Below are 18,475 nucleotides of genomic sequence, written 5' to 3'. Positions count from 1 at the left end.
CCCGGCGGGTGCGACCCGACCGGTGCCAGCCTGCCCCGGGTCAACCGCCGTCGAGCCAGCCCAGCACGTCCGAGTCCCGCAGCGGTCGGGCGAAGAGGTATCCCTGCCCGGAGGCGCAGCCCATGTCGAGCAGGACGGTCCGGACCGCCTCCGTCTCCACCCCCTCGGCTATCACGTCCAGGCCGAGCGTGCCGGCGAGCCGGATGATCCCCTCCACCAGCAGCCGCTGCCGCCGCGAGGTGGCCACGGTCTCGGTGAACGATCGGTCGATCTTGAGTACGTCGGCCGGCATCTGCTGGAGGTAGCTCAGCGACGAGAACCCGGTGCCGAAGTCGTCGATGGCGACCCGCAGGCCGAGGGAGCGCAGCTCGGCCAGCTCGGCCCAGACCGGCTCCTGGTCGCGCAGCAGCAGGCTCTCGGTGATCTCCAGCATCACCCGGTCCGGCGGCACCTCGGCGGCGGCCAGCGCCGCGCGTACGGTGGTCACGAAGCCGGGCGTACGCAGCTGTCGGGCCGAGACGTTGACGCTGACGTACGGGGCGTCCCGCTCGCCCCGTACGGCCCGCCACCGGGCCATCGCGGCCGTCGCCTGGCGCAGCACGTAGTCCCCGATCGGCTCGATCAGCCCGGTCTCCTCGGCGAGCCCGATGAAGAGCGCCGGCGGCACCGGCCCCCGGGCCGGGTGGTGCCAGCGGGCCAACGCCTCGAAGCCGACCGCCGCCCCGGTCCGCATGTCGACGATCGGCTGGTAGTCGACGGAGAAGCTGAGCTTCGCCACCGCCTCGGCCAGCGCGGCCCGCAGCTCCAGCCGCTCCACGATCGCCGTGTGCAGCTCCGACTGGTAGCGACACCAGCGGCCCTTGCCGGCCCCCTTGGCGACGTAGAGCGCGAGGTCTGCGCGTTGCAGCAGCTCACCGGCGTCGCTGGCGTCGGCGGTGGTGGCCACCCCGACGCTGACCGAGCCGTTGACCACGGTGTCGCCGACCTCCAGCGGCTCGGCGAGTGCCCGGACGAGGTGGTCGGCGACCCGCTCCACCTGCTCCGGGTCGTCCGCGTCCGGGATCAGCACGGCGAACTCGTCCCCGCCGAGCCGGGCCACCAGGTCGTTCGGCCCGGCGATCTCCCGCAGCCGCTCACCGGCGGCGATCAGCAGCGCGTCGCCGATGGCGTGCCCGTGGGTGTCGTTGACCGCGGTGAACTCGTCGAGGTCGATGGAGAGCGCGCCGACCGTGCGGTCGGCGTCCCGGGCCTTCTCCACCGCCTCGTAGACCTGGTCCTGGTAGGAGGCCCGGTTGGCCAGCCCGGTGAGCGAGTCGTGCACCGCCCGATGGGTCAGCTCCTGCTCCAACCGGACCCGCTCGGTGATGTCCCGCAGGGTCAGCACGAAGCCGCGTACGGCCCGGTCCCGGCGCAGGTCCCGGCAGGTCACCTCGAGCTGCACCCGCTGCCCGTCCGGAAGGCGTACGCACCAGTCGGTCCCACGCCGCTCCGGCTCGCCGGCCGCCGAGGTGAGCAGGGCGGCGACCGGGAGCTGCTCCTCGGCGGAGAGCAGCGTGCCGAGATCGGTGCAGTCCGCCGGCTCGACACCGAGGACGCTCCGGACGGAGGGGCTGGCGTAGTGGATCCGATGGTCGTCGCCGACGATGAGGATCACGTCCGCCGCGTTCTGCACCAGGCTGCGGAAGTAGGCCTCGCTCTCCCGGCGGTTGATCTCCTGGGCCAGGCCGATCCGCTCCAGCGCCATCGCCGCCTGCGCGGCCAGCACCTCCAGCGAGTCCCGCAGCGAGGGCAGCAGCCGGCTGTCGGTGGCGACCAGCAGCGCGCCGACCCGGGGCGCGCCGCCGGTCCGGCCGCCGCCGCCGGTCCGGCCGCCGCCGCTGGTCCGGCCGCCGCCGACGACGGCTTCGGTCCGGCCGTCGCCGACCAGCGGGCAGAGCGCGACGGTCTCGAAGCCCCGGAGCTGCTCGGCCAGCGCCGGTTGCAGGATCCGGACCCGCAACAGCCGGCTGCGCCGGGCGACGGCCGGAGTGGGCGCCGGATAGAACGGGGAGGCCGCGACCATCCCCGGCCCCCAGATGCTGGTGGTGGCCGCCGGCACCCCGTCGGTGTGGTTGATCGAGAAGATGATCCGGTGCGCGGCCTGCCTCGGCACCAGCCGGGCCACCGCGGTGCGTACCGCCCGGCGGACCTCTGCGGTGTCGGTCGCGGCCACCAGCTCGGCGCAGGCCCGGCGCAGCCCGCGCTCCCGGGCCACCGCCTGCCGGTGCCCGTCCACCGCGTCCGCCAGGCGGCTCAGCACCAGGGCGAAGACCACGCCGCCGACCACCGCGATCACCGCTCCGTCCCGGACGTCACCGTTCAGCACCTCGTAGAGCAGCACCGTCGGGGCGAGGGTGGCGGCGATGCCGAGCAGGACCAGCCGGGTCCTGCCGATCTCGCTGTCCAGCGGTTCGGCCGGCTCCGTCAGCGTCGCCATCGACGGATGCAGCGCGGCGGCACCCCAGGCGACGTAGAAACTCAGCCAGCCCAGCTCGTCCGGCCCGCCCGGCTGCCAGCCGCCGCGCAGCAGCGCGGCGCCGTAGCTGAGGTCCGAGACGAGCATCCCGGCCGCACCGAGCACCAGCAGCAGCCCGGCGACGCTGCCCCGCGAGGTGACCGCGATCCGTGCGGCGGTGGCCAGCAACAGCACGTCGAGCAGGGCGTACGCGGCCAGCACCGACTGCTCGAACGTGGTCGGCCCCGGACCGACCAGGTACGGCCGGATCACCAGCACCCAGAGCAGGAAGGCACCGGCGGTGGTGAAGATCAGGAAGTTGAGGAGCCCGGACCGGTCCCGGGCGCCGGTGGTGGAGCGGGTCAGCCCGAGCAGCCCGGCGCCGATCAGCGGCACCATCACCAGGTAGAAGAGGTCCGAGACGAGCCCGGAGTCTGCCGGGGAGTCCCCGAGCGGAAGGTTCGCGGCGAGCAGGTAGACGGTGTCACCGGCGGCGAAGACGACGAGAGCCGCGCCGAGCAGCCACCAGGCGTACGCGCGCTCCGGCCGGTAGCGCCGGACGCCGATCGCCACCGCCGCCATGCCGGCCAGCCCGAACGCGGCGGCCACCACCGGGCGCGGCACCGGCAGGGCGAAGAAGCAGACCACCAGCGCAGCGTTGAGCCCGGCGTACCAGGACAACAGTTTCCGAACTGACACGGCTCTCCTGCCGATCGTCGCCGCCGGCCGCGTAACAGGGTCGAAGCAACAGGGTCGAAACAGCTTCGCCGATCGGTCTACCAGTCCTCGATGCGCTTCGCCATCACCCCGCCGGGTACTGGTGCCGGCCGATGGGCAGTGAGCAGGGACACCGGTCAGGCCGGATTGGACGGTGCCATCCGGACGACGAGGTCGGCGCGACCGATCGTGCCGGCGATCAGCTCGGCGTTGCGCTGGTCGGTGCCGCGGGCCCGGGCAGCCGCCTCGGCCGGCTCCCGGCCGAACGCGATGTGCCGGTCGGTCAGCCGGCGCAGCCGTTCGGTCTCGTCCACGTCGAGATACCAGATTTCGTCGAGCAGGTCGCGTATCTCGCCCCACGGCCGCTCCGGGACCAGCAGGTAGTTGCCCTCGGTCACCACCAGCGGCACCGACGCCGGCACCGGGATCGCCCCGGCGATCGCCTCCTCGATCTCGCGGCGGAACTCGGGAGCGTACACAGTGTCGGGTCCGGCGGCCCGGAGCCGGCGGAGCAGCGCGACGAAACCGGCACCGTCGAAGGTGTCGGGCGCGCCCTTGCGGGCGTGCCGGCCGAGCCGGTGCAGTTCGTCCTCGGCGAGATGGAAGCCGTCCATCGGCACCAGCTCGGCGAGGCCGTCGAGGGCCGCCACCACCAGCCCGGCCAGGGTCGACTTGCCCACTCCGGGTGGGCCGGTGATGCCGAGCAGCCGGCGCGGGCCCGTCGAGGCCAGGACGGCGGCCCGGTTCACCAGCTCGGCCAGGGTGTGCGAGACCGGCGCGGTCACCGCCCGGGGATCCGGGGCGGGGTGATCTCGAACCGGGCCTCGACGGCCGTCTGCACGGTCTGCGGGCGCGGGTCGAGCTCGAGTTCCGGGAGCCCCGCGTCGGCGGCCCGGTAGGCCATGCCGTGCCCGGCCAGCGCCATCATCGGCTGCGCGCCGGTGCCGGTGTCGGAGAGTTGGATCAGGGCGCTGACCTCGACGTCGAGCGCCTCGGCGTACTCCCGGGCCCGGTCGAACGCCGCACCGACGGCGGCCCGCCGCGCCTCCCGGTACGCCGGGCTATCCGGCCGCAACTCCCACCACGGCCCGGCGACGGTGGTCTGGTCCTGGTCGGCGAGCCGGAGCATCAGCTCGCCGAGCACCCCGAAGTCGGTCACGGTCACGGTGGTGGTGGCGCTGGCGGCGTACCCGGTCACCTTCTCGCCGGAGCGCTTCAGCTCGGGGCGCACCCAGAGCTGGCCGGTCTCCCGGCGCTCGATCGCGTCGCCGTAGCCGTCGATGAGCGCCCGCACCGCCTCGGCGCGCTCGGCCAGCCGGGCCAGCGCGGCCCGGCGGTCCCGGTCGCGGGCCGAGACGGTCGCCGTGAACCGGGCGATCTCCGGCGGCACCTCCCGGACCACCTCGCCGCGCACCACCACGATCGGTCGATCCGTCATCCGTCCACCCTAGTGCCCGCTCCCCCGGCGGCCCCGGCCCGGCGGGAGGATCAGCCGGGCAACCGGGCCGCGAAGGCGGCCACCCGCTCGTCGGTGGCGGTGAGCGCCACCCGGACGTGCCGGTCGCCGGTCGGGCCGTAGAAGGTGCCGGGCGCCACCAGGATGCCGCGCTCGGCGAGCCAGTCCACCGTGGCCCGACTCTGCTCGCCCCGGGTCGCCCAGAGATAGAGCCCGGCCCCGGAGTGTTCGATCTCGAAGCCCGACCTGACAAGCGCCTCCCGCAGCACCTCGCGGCGGGCGGCGTACCGGCTGCGCTGCTCGGCCACGTGCGCCTCGTCGGCGAGCGCCGCGACCATCGCCGCCTGCACCGGAGCCGGCACGATCATCCCGGCGTGCTTGCGGACCGTGAGCAGGGCGTCGACGAGCGCGCGGTCACCGGCGACGAAACCGGCCCGGTAACCGGCCAGGTTGGAGCGCTTGGAGAGGGAGTGCACGGCGAGCAGGTTGGCGTGGTCGCCGCCGCAGACCTCCGGATCGAGGATGGAGGTCGGCGTCTCCTCCCAGCCCAGCGAGAGGTAACACTCGTCGCTGGCCACCACGACGCCGCGTTCCCGGGCCCACTCCACGACCTTGCGGAGGTGCTCCGGCGGCAGGACCCGCCCGGTCGGGTTGGCCGGTGAGTTGATCCAGATCAGCCGTACCCGGGGGTCGGGTCCGAGGGCGGTCAGGGCGTCGGCCCGGACCACCTCCGCGCCGGCCAACCGCGCCCCGACCTCGTACGTCGGATAGCAGACCTGCGGGATCACCACCACGTCGCCCGGACCGAGCCCGAGCAGGGTCGGCAACCAGCCGACCAGTTCCTTGGAGCCGATCGTCGGCAGCACCCCGACCGCCTCCGGATCGGCGCCGCAGTGTCGGGCCACCCAGTCGGTGAGCGCGGCGCGCAGCGCCGGCGAGCCGGCGGTCAGCGGATAGCCGGGCGCGTCCGCACTCGCGGCCAGCGCCGCCCGGATCGACTCGGGCACCGGGTCGACCGGGGTGCCCACGGAGAGGTCGACGATCCCGTCCGGATGCCGCGCGGCCAGCGCCTTCGCCGGCTCCAGCAGGTCCCACGGGAAGTCGGGCAGGTCACCGGTGCGGCCCGGGGCGACCCCGGCGGGCCGCCGGGTGGCAGCCGGGGTGGTGCCGCTCAGTGCTCGCTCCGCGGCGGCTGCGCCGCGATGAACGGGGTGTCCTTCTCCACCTTACCGATCTTGGCGGCTCCGCCCGGCGAACCGAGGTCCTCGAAGAACTCGTAGTTCGCGGTGGTGTAGTCCTTCCACTGCTCCGGCACGTCGTCCTCGTAGAAGATCGCTTCAACCGGGCAGACCGGCTCACACGCCCCGCAGTCCACACACTCGTCGGGGTGGATGTAGAGCATCCGGTTGCCTTCGTAGATGCAGTCGACCGGGCACTCCTCGATGCACGCTTTGTCGAGCACATCCACGCACGGCTCGGCGATGATGTAGGTCACCGATCTTCTCCTCCGCAAGCTCCGCCGCGATGGACCGCGACGGTAAGAGCCTAGTATGTCGCCGGGGAGGGGGTCGATCGTGCTGGGACGCCGCGATGTGGGACACCGGATCGTCGTGCGGCGCATTGTCGGAGATCGCGGCGGTCGGACGCTCTTCAGCGACGCCCTCGGCGAGCTGGTCGACCTGACCGAGACCCATCTCACGCTCGCCACGGCCAGCGGGCCGCTGCGGGTGCCGCTGGGCGAGGTGCACCGGGCCAAGCGGGTGCCGCCGGCCCGGCGCCCGAACGCGACGGCCGTGGTCGAGCTCGAACTCGCCTCGGACGAGGCGTGGCCGGCTCCGGTCCGGGCGCGGCTCGGCGACTGGCTGCTGCGTACCGCCGAGGGGTGGTCCGGGCGGGCGAACAGCGCACTGCCGGTGGGTGACCCGGACCGGCCGCTGGACGAGGCGATCGACGCGGTCGCCCGCTGGTACGCCGAGCGTGGACGACCGGCCATGGTCAACGTGCCGCTGCCGCTGGCCGCCCCGGTCGGTGCGGCACTGGACGCGCGCGGCTGGTCGGCCCGGCCGCTGGTGCTGGTGCAGACCGCACCGCTGGCGGCGATCCTGGACGCCGTGCCGCCCCGGCCGGAGCTGCCGGCGCCCGAGCTGACCGGGACACCCACCCCGGGCTGGTACGCGCTGGCCGCCCAGCGCAAGGCGAAGCAGTCCCGCGACCACGCCGGGCCCGACGCCGTGGGCCGGACCGGCGCTCCGCTCCCGGCCGCCACCCCGCCGGGTGCCGAGACGGCCGCCACCCCGCCGGACGGCGAGCCGGCGGCCGAGCTGCCGGACGCCGCCCGGCACATCCTCACCGCCGTGCGGCAGGTCCGCTTCGTGCACCTCTACGCCGAGCCGCCCGCCGACGGCTCAGCATCGGGTGGCGGCGACGGGCGGGAGCTTGTCGCGGTGGCCCGGGGCACGGTCACCGGTCCGGGACGCTGGCTCGGCCTGAGCCTGATCGAGGTGGTCCCGCGGGCCCGGCGCCGAGGGCTCGCCCAGCATGCGGTCCGGGCACTGGCCGGGTGGGCGGCCGGGCTCGGCGCGACCCGGGCGTTCCTCCAGGTGGAAGAGCGCAACGAGGCAGCCGTCTCGCTCTACCGGCGGCTCGGCTTCACCATCCACCACACCTACCAGACCCGGGTCGAGCCGGGCCGGGGCTGACCCGGGCGGGCCGGTGGGCCGGTCAGCGGCGCACCACCCGGCGCGGCTTGGCCTGCTTCGCCTCGGCGTACCGCTTCAGCGACTGCGACCGGTGGTCCCAGCCGAACGCGGTCAGCAGCAGATAGCCGACGAGTACGCCGCCGAGGGCGCAGCCGGCGTAGAACCAGATCTGCGCGAAGAACGCCCCGGCGCCCGCGGCGAACGGCTGGTTGCCGCTGATGAACGGCCCGACGAAGATGGTCAGCACCATCGCGACCAGTACGGCGAGCGCCATCTCCCCGCCCCAGTCGGGCAGCGGGCGGCGCCGGCCCCGGATGAAGGCCAGGGTCGCCAGCACCACCCCGATCGCGGCGAACATGCCCAGCGAGATCCGGTCCTGCATCCCGGTGTCGTCCCCGAAGGCGAACCGGGCCACGAGCCGCGCCACGACGTTGATCCCGAACAGCACACCCGCGAGTACCCCGACCGGCAGCCAGCGCTCCTTCATCGCACGTCCTCTTGGCCTCCGGCCCCCACCGGACCGGGGGCCACCTGCCACAAGGTTCTACCATCCGTCGCCGGGTGGATCCATGGTGCGAACGACGGGAAACCCGGTGCACGCCGGCACCACCCGGCGCGGCCAGGCGCGACGGGCCAGGTCAGGGCCGCAGCAGCGGGGAGTCCGGGCCGCGCGGGCTCATGATCATGCGGAAGCCCACCACCGCGAAGGTGACCGAGCCGGCGAAGATCATCGCGATGCCGACCCAGTTGTTGCCGGCGATCAGAATGTCGCCCTCGCTGGTACCGCCGGCCGCGACCACCATCACGGCGAACCAGACCCCGGCGGGGAGCGCCAGCGCCCACCGCCGTCCGACGGCCCGGGGTGCGAACCAGCCCAGCGCCGCGTTCGCCAGCACCGTGACCAGCACCGACACCCCGATCAGCACGCCACCGACCCGGAGCGTCGAGAGGATCAGCTCCAGCACGGCAGTGGCCGCCGCGGCCACCACCGCGACCACGCCGCCCACCACCCGTATCGCGAGGTCGACCGCGCGGCGCAGCCCCGGCCGGCCGGCGGGCGGCGGGCCGGGCTGCTGCTCCGGCAAGGTCGACACGGACGCGCTCGGCAGGGTCACCGCGCCGCCGCCACCCGAGCCGGCGACGACACCGGGGGCGAGGACGGCCCGGCCTCCGCCGTCGACGCGGGCAGGCCGGCGAAGAGATCGTCCTCCCAGCCGTACGGCCCGGAGCCCGGACCCCGGGTCCCGGCGGCCAGGGTGTAGTACTCCACCCCCATGAACTCGCCGCCGAAGTTGCTGGCGATCGAGTAGAGCCACGAGTTGTCCGGGATCTGGGTGGCGTGCGCCCGCATCGCCGCCTCCTTGGCGGTGTGCTGGTCGGTGCCGTCGATCCGGGCCGCGATCTCGTCGTCCGGCGTGCCGAACGGCAGGTCGTCGGCGTGCTCGGCGCCGGCGAACGGGTTCTCCTCGGCCTCGGCGAAGGCGACCAGGCCGGCCTCCAGCACGCTCGTCGGCATCGCCGTCCAGTAGATCTTGGCCGGTCCGAAGCCCTCGGCGGCGGCCAGTTCGGCTGCGCGCATCGCCACCCGGTGCGCCTGGATGTGGTCGGGGTGCCCGTAGAAGCCGTTCGGGTCGTAGGTGACCAGCACCTGGGGGCGTACCTCCCGCATGATCTCGACCAGGTGCGCCGCCGCCTCGTCGAGGTCGGCCCGCCAGAAGGCCCGCGGGTGGTCGTTGGTGGGCAGCCCCATCATCCCCGAGTCGCGGTAGCGCCCGGCGCCGCCGAGGAAGCGGTGGTCCCGTACGCCGAGCGCGGTGCAGGCGGCGGCGAGCTCCGCGATCCGGTACCCACCGAGCTGGTCGGCCTCGGCCGCCGCGAGCCCGGCCAGCGCCGGCACGTGGATCTCGCCCTCCTCGCCGAGGGTGCAGGTCACCAGGGTGACTCCGGCGCCCGCCGCCGCGTAGTACGCCATCGTCGCGCCCGTGCCGATCGACTCGTCGTCGGGATGCGCGTGCACCAGCAGCAGCCGCCGGGCCGGCCGGCCCTGGCCGGCCGAGGTCGGATTCGTCACCCGGGCAACTCTACGCCGCCGCACCCGCACGCCCTACCCACCGACGTCGGCCGCCGCCCCCGGAGAGTCACCAGGTCACTACCGGTACCGGACGGGGACGCGATGGCCGGCTCGGCCACATCGCCGCGCGCCCGCCTCTACGATCACGATGTGGACTACCCGGAATTGGCCGCCCGCACCCGCCGCTTCAACCGCGGCGCGCCGCGGTCCGTGACGGTGGCGAACGACGGCTCGCGGGTGCTCTTCCTCCGCTCCGGCGGCCCGACCGACCCGGTCGACGCGCTCTGGATGCTGGACGTGGCGACCGGCACCGAACGCCTGGTCGCCGACCCCGCCGACCTGCTCGCCGACCCGACCGCCGACCCGACCGGGGGCGCCGACCCGACCGCCGCCGCCGACCCCACCGGTACGCCGCACCCGGCCGAGCAGGCGCTGCGCGAACGGCTCCGGCTGAGCGCCGCCGGCATCGGCTCGTACGCCACCGACCCGGCCGCCCGGGTCGCCGTCTTCGCCCTCGCCGGCCGGCTCTTCCGGGCCGACCTGCTGCACGGCGACGTGGTCGAGATCGACGTCACCGGCCCGGTGCTCGACCCCCGACCCGACCCCACCGGCCAGCGGATCGGCTACGTCACCGACGCGGCCGGCGACGGCCGGGTGGGGCAGTTGCGGGTGGTCGACGCCGACGGCACCGACATGCTGCTCGCCGGTGAGGACGCCGGGGTCACCTGGGGACTGGCCGAGTTCATCGCGGCCGAGGAGTTCGACCGGTTCCGCGGCTACTGGTGGGCGCCGGACGGGCGGTCCATCCTCGCCGCCCGGGTCGACGAGGCCCGGCTGCCGCGCTGGTACCTGCACGACCCCGGTGACCCGGCCAGCCCGCCCCGCTCGGTCGCGTACCCCCGGGCCGGCGGGCCGAACGCCGAGGTGAGTCTGCACCTGCTCGACCTCGACGGCGGCTGGGTCGACGTGCACTGGGACCGGGAGACCTATCCCTACCTGGTCGGGGTGGAGTGGGCCGAGACCGGGCCGCTGATCACCGTACTGCGCCGGTTGCAGCAGCACGGCCTGGTGCTCGCCGTGGACCCGCGCACCGGCGAGACGCAGGTGCACGCCGAGCTCGCCGACCCGCGCTGGGTGGAGCCGGTCGCCGGCACCCCCCGGCACCTCCCCGACGGCCGGGTACTCGTCGGCGGCGAACTCGCGCACGACGGCTACGACGCCCGCTGCCTCTTCGCCGACGGCACCCTGCTCACCCCGCCCTCGCTCTACGTGCGCCGGGTGGTCGGCTGGCTGCCGAACCGCAACGGCAGCCCCGACCTGCTGGTGGAGGGGAGCGAGGGGGAGCCGAGCCAGCAGCACCTGTTCCGGGTGCGTACCGCGATCGGGGCCGGCGGGATCGACGCCCGGCGGATGACCGCCGACCCGGGCTGGCACGGCGGCACGGTCGGCGGCGACGTGCTCGTGGTGCAGTCCCGCTCCCTCGACGCGGCCGGCAGCACCTGGACGGTCTGGCAGGGCGACCGGGAGGTGGCCTCGCTGCGCTCGCTCGCCGCGACCCCGCCGTACGCGCCCCGGCCCGCGCTGGAGCGGGTCACCGACCGCCGGCTGCCGACCGCGGTGCTCTACCCCGGCAACCACGTCGCCGGCCGGCGGCTGCCGGTGCTGCTCGACGTCTACGGCGGGCCGGGCCACCAGGAGGTGGTGGCCGCCCGGTCGGCGTGGCTGGAGCGGCAGTGGTGGGCCGACGCCGGCTACGCCGTGGTCACCGTCGACAACCGGGGTACGCCCGGAGTCGCGCCCTCGTTCGAGAAGGTGGTGCACCGGCGACTCGCCGACGTCATCCTGGCCGACCAGGCAGACGCGCTGACCGCACTCGCCGGCAAGCACCCCGACCTCGACCTGGGCCGGGTCGCGGTCCGGGGCTGGTCGTTCGGTGGCTGGCTCGCCGCGCTCGCCGTGCTGCGCCGGCCCGACCTCTTCCGGTGCGCCGTCGCCGGTGCGCCGGTGACCGACTGGACCCTCTACGACACCGCGTACAGCGAGCGCTATCTCGGGACCCCGACCGACAGCCCCGAGGTGTACGCCCACCACTCGCTGCTGGAACTCGCCGCCGAGCCGGTACGCGACCCCGAGGAGGCCCGGCCGATCCTGCTGCTGCACGGGCTGGCCGACGACAACGTGGTGGCCGCGCACACGCTGCGGCTCTCCGCCGCGCTGCTGGCCACCGGCCGGCCGCACTCGGTCATCCCGCTGACCGGCGCCACCCACATGGCGGCCGGCGGCACCGCCGAACGGCTGCTCGCCCTCGAACTCGACTTCCTCCGCCAGCACCTCTGACCCTCGGAGCACTGGCAGAATCTCTCCCCGGCCGGACGTCCGGGATCTCTCCCGGCCGGCTGTCCGGATCTCTCCGGGCCGGATGTCCGGATCTCTCCGGGCCGGATGTCCGGAACCGCGGCGCGGCACCGACGTCTCCACCGGACGGGCGCCGCAGGGGCGCCGACGGGAAGGAACGACCGTGAAATACATGATCATGATGGCCGGTTCGCAGCGGGACTACGACGCGATGGCGGGCAGGGGCAGCGATGGCTCGCCGGCCTGGACGCCGGAGGAGATGGCGGCGCTGCACGAGTTCATGGCGGCCTGGAACAACGAGCTGGTGGAGTCCGGCGAGTTCGTCGACGGCCGAGGGCTCAGCGCTCCCGTGCACACCCGGCGGGTCTCGTTGCGCGACGGGGCGCCGGTGGTGACCGACGGGCCGTACCCGGAGACCCAGGAGGTGCTGGCCGGCTACACGATCGTGGAGTGCGACAGCTTCGACCGGGCGACCGAGATCGCGGCGAAGCTGGCCCGGACCCCGCATCCGGAGCACGCGACCCTGACCAACGAGTGGCACGTCGACATCCGGCCGGTCATCGAGGGCGTCGAGGAACTGTAGGGCGAAGTACCGTGCCGGAACGCCATGTCGAGGACCTGCTGCGCCGCCTGGCGCCGCAGGTCCTCGGCGCGCTGGTCCGCCGCTACGGCCACTTCGACACGGCGGAGGACGCGGTCCAGGAGGCGCTGCTCGCCGCCGCCACCGGCTGGCCGGAGGAGGGGGTGCCGGAGAGTCCCCGGGGCTGGTTGATCACCGTCGCCTCGCGCCGGCTGACCGACCTGCTCCGGGCCGAGCGGGCCCGGCGGCACCGCGAGGAGAGCGTCGCCCGCTGGACCCCGCCCGACGGATGGCTCGCCCCGGCCGCCGACCGCCCGGCGTCGGACTCCGACGACACGCTGATCCTGCTCTTCCTCTGCTGCCACCCGGCGCTCTCGCCGGCCTCGCAGATCGCCCTGACCCTGCGTGCCGTCGGCGGCCTGACCAGCACCGAGATCGCCCGGGCCTTCCTGGTGCCGGAGGCGACCATGACCCGGCGGATCAGCCGGGCCAAGCGGCAGATCAGGGCGAGCGGTGTCCCGTTCGGGATGCCACCGGCGGCCGAACGCGCCGCGCGGCTCGACGCGGTGCTGCACGTGCTCTACCTGGTCTTCAACGAGGGGTACGTCAGCACCTCCGGCCCGACCCTCTACCGCACCGAACTCTCCGGTGAGGCGATCCGGCTGGCCCGGCTGCTGCAGCGGCTGCTGCCGAAGGACGCCGAGGTGGCGGGGCTGCTGGCGCTGATGCTGCTCACCGACGCCCGCCGGCCGGCGCGTACCGGACCGGACGGCGCGCTGGTCCCCATGGCGGAGCAGGACCGGAGCCGCTGGAACGCGGAGCAGATCACCGAGGGGGTGGCCCTGGTCAGCGCGGCGCTGCGGACCGGACCGACCGGCCAGTACCAGCTCCAGGCGGCGATCGCCGCCCTGCACGACGAGGCGCCCAGCGCGGAGGCGACCGACTGGCCGCAGATCGTCGCGCTCTACGAGGTGCTGCTGCGGATCGCCACCAACCCGGTGGTGGCGCTCAACCACGCGGTGGCGGTGGCGATGGCCCGCGGGCCGCGGGCCGGGCTGGAGCTGCTGGACCGGCTCGCCGACGACGGCCGGATCGCCGGCGACCACCGGATGTACGCCGTCCGGGCGCACCTGCTGGAGCGGGCCGGCGAGACGGCGGCGGCCCGGGCGGCGTACGAGACGGCGGCCCGCCGCGCGACCGGGCTGGCCCAGCAGCGCTACCTGAACGGCCGCGCCGCCCGCCTCGGTTGATCCGGCCCGGTGGCGCGGCGGGCGCCGGTGCCTCAGGCCTTGCGGGCCACCCCGCCCACGATGGTGTGGTAGGTGTCGGTCTGCCGCGCGTCCTCGTCGCCGTCCGGGCGCCACTCGGCCACCGGGACCAGCCCGGGCGGCAACAGCTCCAGGTCGCCGAAGAAGGCCAGGATCTCCTGGTGGGTACGCCACCGGCCGGTGCCGAGGGTCTCGTTGAAGATCTTCTCCACTCCCCGGACCTTCTGCGAGATGTCCGGATGTGCCTCGCCGGGGTCGTGGAAGTGCGAGATCGCCAGGTAGCTGCCGGAGGGCAGGGCCGCGGTGAGCCGCCGGGTGACCGCGCCGGGCTCCTCGTGGTCGTGCAGGTGGTGCAGGATCGCCATGAGCAGCAGCCCGACCGGCTGCTCGAAATCGATCACCCGCCGGACCTCGGGATGGTCGAGGATCTCCTCCGGCTCCCGGACGTCGGCCCCGACCACGGTGGTGGTCCGGGCGTCCGCGAGCAGGGCCCGCCCGTGCGCGAGGGCCATGGGGTCGTTGTCGACGTAGACCACCCGGGCGTCCGGATCCACCTCGTGGGCGATCTCGTGCACGTTGCCCTGGGTCGGCAGTCCCGAGCCGAGGTCGAGAAACTGCCGGATGCCGGCCTCCGCGGCGAGGTGTCGCACGGACCGGCGGAGGAACGCCCGGCAGGCCCGGCCCGCCTCCAGACCGTCCGGCGTGATCTTCAACGCCATCTGGGCCGCCTGCCGGTCGACCGCGAAGTTGTCCTTGCCACCGAGGAGGAAGTCGTAGACCCGGGCGATGCTGGCCCGGTTGATGTCCACGCCCGGTGGGGCGTTCTCGCTCGTCAAGCCTCGATCCCTCCGAACGGGCACGATGTGGGCACGCCATCGACGCCTGACCTGAGGTGTTCCCGTCACCGGGCCGGCGTCGGTGCCGGGCGGCGTCACCGGGCGTATCTGCCCACGAGATTAGATGAGGCCGCCTCGTACGTCGATCCCGCGACAGCGGGTCCCGGCGACGCCGCCGTCCCACAGTCCGCGACGATTCCGGCCCGGTCCGGACCCTTTCGGGTAGTCTTGGACCTCGGTCGAGAGGCGCTGCAACGGGCTGACGTGCCCGCCACGCTCGACCCGAGCACAGATCCCTGCAAGGGCGCCTCCGTTCGACGACGGAGGTGGTCCAGTTGGTGACGATGTCGAGTGTCCCCGGCACCCGGGCAGCACGCACCTGGGCGCTGCGCGAACTGCTCGCCGAGCGGGTCGTGGTGCTCGACGGTGCCTGGGGCACCATGCTCCAGGGCGCCGGCCTCACTCCCGCCGACTACCGTGGCGAGCTGCTCGCCGACCACCCGCAGGACGTGACCGGCGACCCTGACCTGCTCAACCTGACCCGGCCGGACGTCATCCTCGACGGACACCGGCGCTACCTGGCGGCCGGTGCGGACATCACCTCGACGAACACCTTCACCGCGACGAGCATCGCGCAGGCCGACTACGGCCTGGAGGCGCTGGTCCCGGAGATGAACCTGCGCGGCGCCCAGCTCGCCCGCCAGGCCGCCGACGAGGCGGGCGGCAGGTTCGTCGCCGGCTCGGTCGGGCCGCTGAACGTGACCCTCTCGCTCTCCCCCCGGGTCGACGAGCCGGCGTTCCGGGCCGTGACCTTCGACACCGTCCGGGAGGCGTACGCGGAGCAGATCCGGGCGCTGGCGGAGGGTGGCGTCGACATCCTGCTCGTCGAGACGATCTTCGACACGCTCAACGCCAAGGCCGCGATCGCCGCCGCCCGCGAGGTCGCGCCCGACCTGCCGCTCTGGATCTCGGTGACCATCGTCGACCTGAGCGGCCGGACCCTCTCCGGGCAGACCGTCGAGGCGTTCTGGACCTCGGTCGCGCACGCCGAGCCGCTGGTGGTCGGGGTGAACTGCGCGCTCGGCGCCACCGAGATGCGCCCGCACGTCGCCGACCTGTCCCGGCTCGCCGGCACCTACGTCGCCTGCCACCCCAACGCCGGGCTGCCGAACGCGTTCGGCGGCTACGACCAGCAGCCCGAGGAGACCGCGCGGCTGATCCGCGAGTTCGTCGACGGCGGCATGGTCAACATCGTCGGCGGCTGCTGCGGCACCGGCCCGGAGCACATCGCGCGGATCGCGACGGCGGTCGACGGCCGGCCGCCCCGCCCGGTGCCGGCGATCCCGGACGGCACCCGGTTCAGCGGCCTGGAGCCCTTCGCGATCGGTGCCGACACCGGCTTCGTGATGATCGGCGAGCGGACCAACGTCACCGGCTCGGCGCGGTTCCGCCGGCTGATCGAGGCCGACGACCACCAGGCCGCCGTCGACGTGGCGCTGGAGCAGGTACGCGGCGGCGCCAACGTGCTCGACGTGAACATGGACGCCGACCTGCTCGACAGCGAGCGGGCGATGACCACCTTCCTGAACCTGATCGCGACCGAGCCCGAGGTCGCCCGCATCCCGATCATGATCGACAGCTCGCGGTGGAGCGTGCTGGAGGCGGGGCTCAAGTGTGTGCAGGGCAAGGGGATCGTCAACTCGATAAGTCTCAAGGAGGGTGAGGAGGCGTTTCTGGCGCAGGCGCGCCGGATCCGGGACTACGGCGCCGGTGTGGTGGTGATGGCCTTCGACGAGCTCGGCCAGGCGGACACCACCGAACGCAAGGTGTCGATCTGCGCCCGCGCCTACGACCTGCTCACCGAGCGGGCCGGGTTCGCACCCACCGACATCGTCTTCGACCCGAACGTGCTGGCCGTGGCGACCGGCATCGCCGAGCACAACGGCTACGCCAAGGCGTTCATCGACGCACTCCCGCTGATCAAGGAGCGCTGCCCGGGGGCCCGGACCAGCGGCGGCATCTCCAACCTCTCCTTCTCGTTCCGCGGCAACGACGTGGTACGCGAGGCGATGCACTCGGCGTTCCTCTTCCACGCCGTACGGGCCGGGCTGGACATGGGCATCGTCAACGCCGGGCAGCTCGCCGTCTACCAGGACATCCCCGCCGACCTGCTCGAACTCGTCGAGGACGTGCTCTTCGACCGGCGCCCGGACGCCACCGACCGGCTGGTCAGCTTCGCCTCCACGGTCAGCGGCTCCGGCACCCGGCGGGCCGTGGACCTCGGCTGGCGGGAGGCGCCGGTCGCGGAGCGGCTCTCCTACGCCCTGGTGCACGGCATCGTCGACTTCATCGAGGCCGACACCGAGGAGGCGCGCAAGCAGGCGGACCGCCCGCTCGACGTGATCGAGGGCCCGCTGATGGACGGGATGAAGGTCGTCGGCGACCTCTTCGGTTCCGGCAGGATGTTCCTGCCGCAGGTGGTCAAGAGCGCCCGGGTGATGAAGCGCTCGGTCGCCTACCTGGAGCCGTACATGGCGGCGGAGAAGGAGCAGGCGCGGGCGGCGGGGCTGATCGAGGAGGGCCGCGGCCAGGGCAAGGTGGTGCTGGCGACGGTCAAGGGCGACGTGCACGACATCGGCAAGAACATCGTCGGCGTGGTGCTGGGCTGCAACAACTACGAGGTGGTCGACCTCGGCGTGATGGTGCCGGCGGCGAAGATCCTGGACACCGCCGTCGCCGAGGGCGCGGACGCGATCGGGCTCTCCGGGCTGATCACCCCGTCCCTGGACGAGATGGTCGCGGTCGCCACCGAGATGCGGCGGCGCGAGCTGAGCCTGCCGCTGCTGATCGGCGGCGCCACCACCTCCCGGCAGCACACGGCGGTGCGGATCGCCCCGGCGTACGACGGCAGCACGGTGCACGTGCTCGACGCGTCGAGGGTGGTCGGGGTGGTCTCCGACCTGCTGCACCCGGAGCGTGCCACCGAGCTGGACCTGCGCAACCGGGCCGAGCAGCAACGGCTGCGCGAGCAGCACGAGGGGCGGGACCGGGTCCCGCTGCTCACCCTCGCCCAGGCGCGGTCCAACCGCGAGGATGTCGACTTCGCCGAGCTGCCGGTGCCGGCCTTCACCGGCGTACGCACCGTCTCGCCGGAACTGACCGCGCTGCGCGAGATGATCGACTGGCAGTTCCTCTTCCTCGCCTGGGAGCTGAAGGGGAAGTTCCCGGCGATCCTCGACCAGCCGGTGGCCCGCGAGCTCTACGACGACGCCAACACGCTGCTCGACCAGATCATCGCGGGCGGCGCGATGACCGCCGTCGGGTCGTACGGCTTCTGGCCGGCGCACGCCGACGGTGACGACATCGTGCTGGACGACCCGGCCGGCACCCGCTTCCCGATGCTGCGGCAGCAGACCACCAAGCCGGCCGGCCGGCCGAACCGCTGCCTCGCCGACTACGTCGCGCCGGCCGGTGACCACCTCGGCGGCTTCGCCGTGACGGTGCACGGTGCCGAGGAGTTCGCCGCCGGTTTCGAGGCGCGGCACGACGACTACCGGGCCATCATGGTGAAGGCGCTGGCCGACCGGCTCGCCGAGGCGTTCGCGGAGTACCTGCACCTGCGGGCCCGCCGCGACTGGTACGAGCCGGACGCCGACCCCGCGATCGAGGACCTGCACGCCGAGCGGTTCCGGGGAATCCGCCCCGCCCTCGGCTATCCGGCCAGTCCCGACCACAGCCTCAAGCACGAACTCTTCGCGCTGCTCGACGCCGAGCGCCTCGGGATGGGGCTGACGGAGTCGTACGCGATGACCCCGGCCGCCAGCGTCAGCGGCCTGCTCTTCGCGCACCCGGCGTCGCGGTATTTCACCGTCGGCCGGCTCGGCCGCGACCAGGTCGAGGACTATGCCCGGCGGCGTGGCCTGCCGCTCGCCGAGGTGGAGCGCTGGCTCCGCCCGAACCTCGGCTACGACCCGGAGCGGTAGCCGCCCGCCTCCTTCC

At 73.9% G+C, this 18,475-nt stretch carries 14 protein-coding genes; 5 read left to right on the top strand and 9 right to left on the bottom strand.

The annotated features are described in order from the left end of the window. Positions 1–40 precede the first annotated feature (40 nt). The 5 genes from ACN27G_RS36180 to fdxA form a co-directional block, all read right to left on the bottom strand. Positions 41–3,193, bottom strand: coding sequence for a putative bifunctional diguanylate cyclase/phosphodiesterase (locus ACN27G_RS36180; RefSeq protein WP_421497097.1), 3,153 nt, complete (start codon positions 3,191–3,193; stop codon positions 41–43). Between the two features lie 155 nt (positions 3,194–3,348). After that, positions 3,349–3,996: a nucleoside/nucleotide kinase family protein gene (locus ACN27G_RS36175; RefSeq protein ID WP_421497096.1), complete on the bottom strand. Its 648-nt coding sequence runs from the start codon at positions 3,994–3,996 to the stop codon at positions 3,349–3,351. After that, entirely contained in the window at positions 3,993–4,649 is a 657-nt protein-coding gene (locus ACN27G_RS36170) for an SIMPL domain-containing protein (protein WP_421497095.1), read from the bottom strand. The genes ACN27G_RS36175 and ACN27G_RS36170 overlap by 4 nt, the downstream gene beginning before the upstream one ends. A gap of 50 nt (positions 4,650–4,699) precedes the next feature. Then, the gene (gene dapC / locus ACN27G_RS36165) at positions 4,700–5,776 is read right to left on the bottom strand and encodes a succinyldiaminopimelate transaminase (RefSeq protein WP_421497603.1); all 1,077 of its coding nucleotides are present in this window, start codon (positions 5,774–5,776) and stop codon (positions 4,700–4,702) included. A gap of 62 nt (positions 5,777–5,838) precedes the next feature. Further along, positions 5,839–6,162, bottom strand: a complete 324-nt coding sequence (gene fdxA / locus ACN27G_RS36160; RefSeq protein ID WP_421497094.1) for a ferredoxin — start codon at positions 6,160–6,162, stop codon at positions 5,839–5,841. A gap of 79 nt (positions 6,163–6,241) precedes the next feature. Between fdxA and ACN27G_RS36155 the strand changes: the two genes are divergently transcribed. Further along, positions 6,242–7,366 (top strand): GNAT family N-acetyltransferase, encoded by a 1,125-nt coding sequence (locus tag ACN27G_RS36155; RefSeq protein WP_421497093.1) that lies wholly within the window; start codon positions 6,242–6,244, stop codon positions 7,364–7,366. A gap of 22 nt (positions 7,367–7,388) precedes the next feature. On the opposite strand, the gene ACN27G_RS36150 is transcribed toward ACN27G_RS36155, so the two are convergent. The 3 genes from ACN27G_RS36150 to mshB all read right to left on the bottom strand — a co-directional run bounded on the left by ACN27G_RS36150 (position 7,389) and on the right by mshB (position 9,437). Further along, on the bottom strand, positions 7,389–7,853 hold the full coding sequence (locus tag ACN27G_RS36150; RefSeq protein WP_421497092.1) for a hypothetical protein: 465 nt from the start codon (positions 7,851–7,853) through the stop codon (positions 7,389–7,391). Between the two features lie 151 nt (positions 7,854–8,004). Continuing rightward, entirely contained in the window at positions 8,005–8,460 is a 456-nt protein-coding gene (locus tag ACN27G_RS36145; protein WP_421497091.1) for a hypothetical protein, read from the bottom strand. Between the two features lie 17 nt (positions 8,461–8,477). Further along, entirely contained in the window at positions 8,478–9,437 is a 960-nt protein-coding gene (mshB, locus tag ACN27G_RS36140; RefSeq protein WP_421497090.1) for an N-acetyl-1-D-myo-inositol-2-amino-2-deoxy-alpha-D-glucopyranoside deacetylase, read from the bottom strand. A 150-nt stretch (positions 9,438–9,587) separates the two neighbouring features. On the opposite strand from mshB, the gene ACN27G_RS36135 reads away from it, so the two are divergent. From ACN27G_RS36135 to ACN27G_RS36125, 3 genes are all read left to right on the top strand, one after another. Further along, positions 9,588–11,774 carry a prolyl oligopeptidase family serine peptidase gene (locus ACN27G_RS36135; RefSeq protein WP_421497089.1) on the top strand — a complete coding sequence of 729 codons (2,187 nt, stop codon included), beginning with the start codon at positions 9,588–9,590 and terminating at the stop codon, positions 11,772–11,774. A 190-nt stretch (positions 11,775–11,964) separates the two neighbouring features. After that, complete coding sequence (locus ACN27G_RS36130) at positions 11,965–12,375, top strand: YciI family protein (protein ID WP_421497602.1); 411 nt, start codon at positions 11,965–11,967, stop codon at positions 12,373–12,375. Between the two features lie 11 nt (positions 12,376–12,386). Beyond that, positions 12,387–13,622, top strand: coding sequence for an RNA polymerase sigma factor (locus ACN27G_RS36125; RefSeq protein WP_421497088.1), 1,236 nt, complete (start codon positions 12,387–12,389; stop codon positions 13,620–13,622). 32 nt (positions 13,623–13,654) lie between these two features. Here the strand turns inward: ACN27G_RS36125 and ACN27G_RS36120 are convergent, their stop codons facing one another. Then, positions 13,655–14,476, bottom strand: coding sequence for an SAM-dependent methyltransferase (locus ACN27G_RS36120; RefSeq protein ID WP_421497087.1), 822 nt, complete (start codon positions 14,474–14,476; stop codon positions 13,655–13,657). Between the two features lie 344 nt (positions 14,477–14,820). On the opposite strand from ACN27G_RS36120, the gene metH reads away from it, so the two are divergent. Next, a complete protein-coding gene (gene metH / locus ACN27G_RS36115; RefSeq protein WP_421497601.1) occupies positions 14,821–18,459 on the top strand; it encodes a methionine synthase in 3,639 nt (1,212 codons plus the stop codon). The last annotated feature ends 16 nt before the right edge of the window (positions 18,460–18,475 follow it).

Origin of the sequence: Plantactinospora sp. WMMB334 (genome assembly GCF_049179095.1) — a bacterium.
Lineage (GTDB): Bacteria > Actinomycetota > Actinomycetes > Mycobacteriales > Micromonosporaceae > Plantactinospora.
Note: the sequence above shows the minus strand (reverse complement) of the source record. Positions and strands in the feature narration are given on the sequence as shown.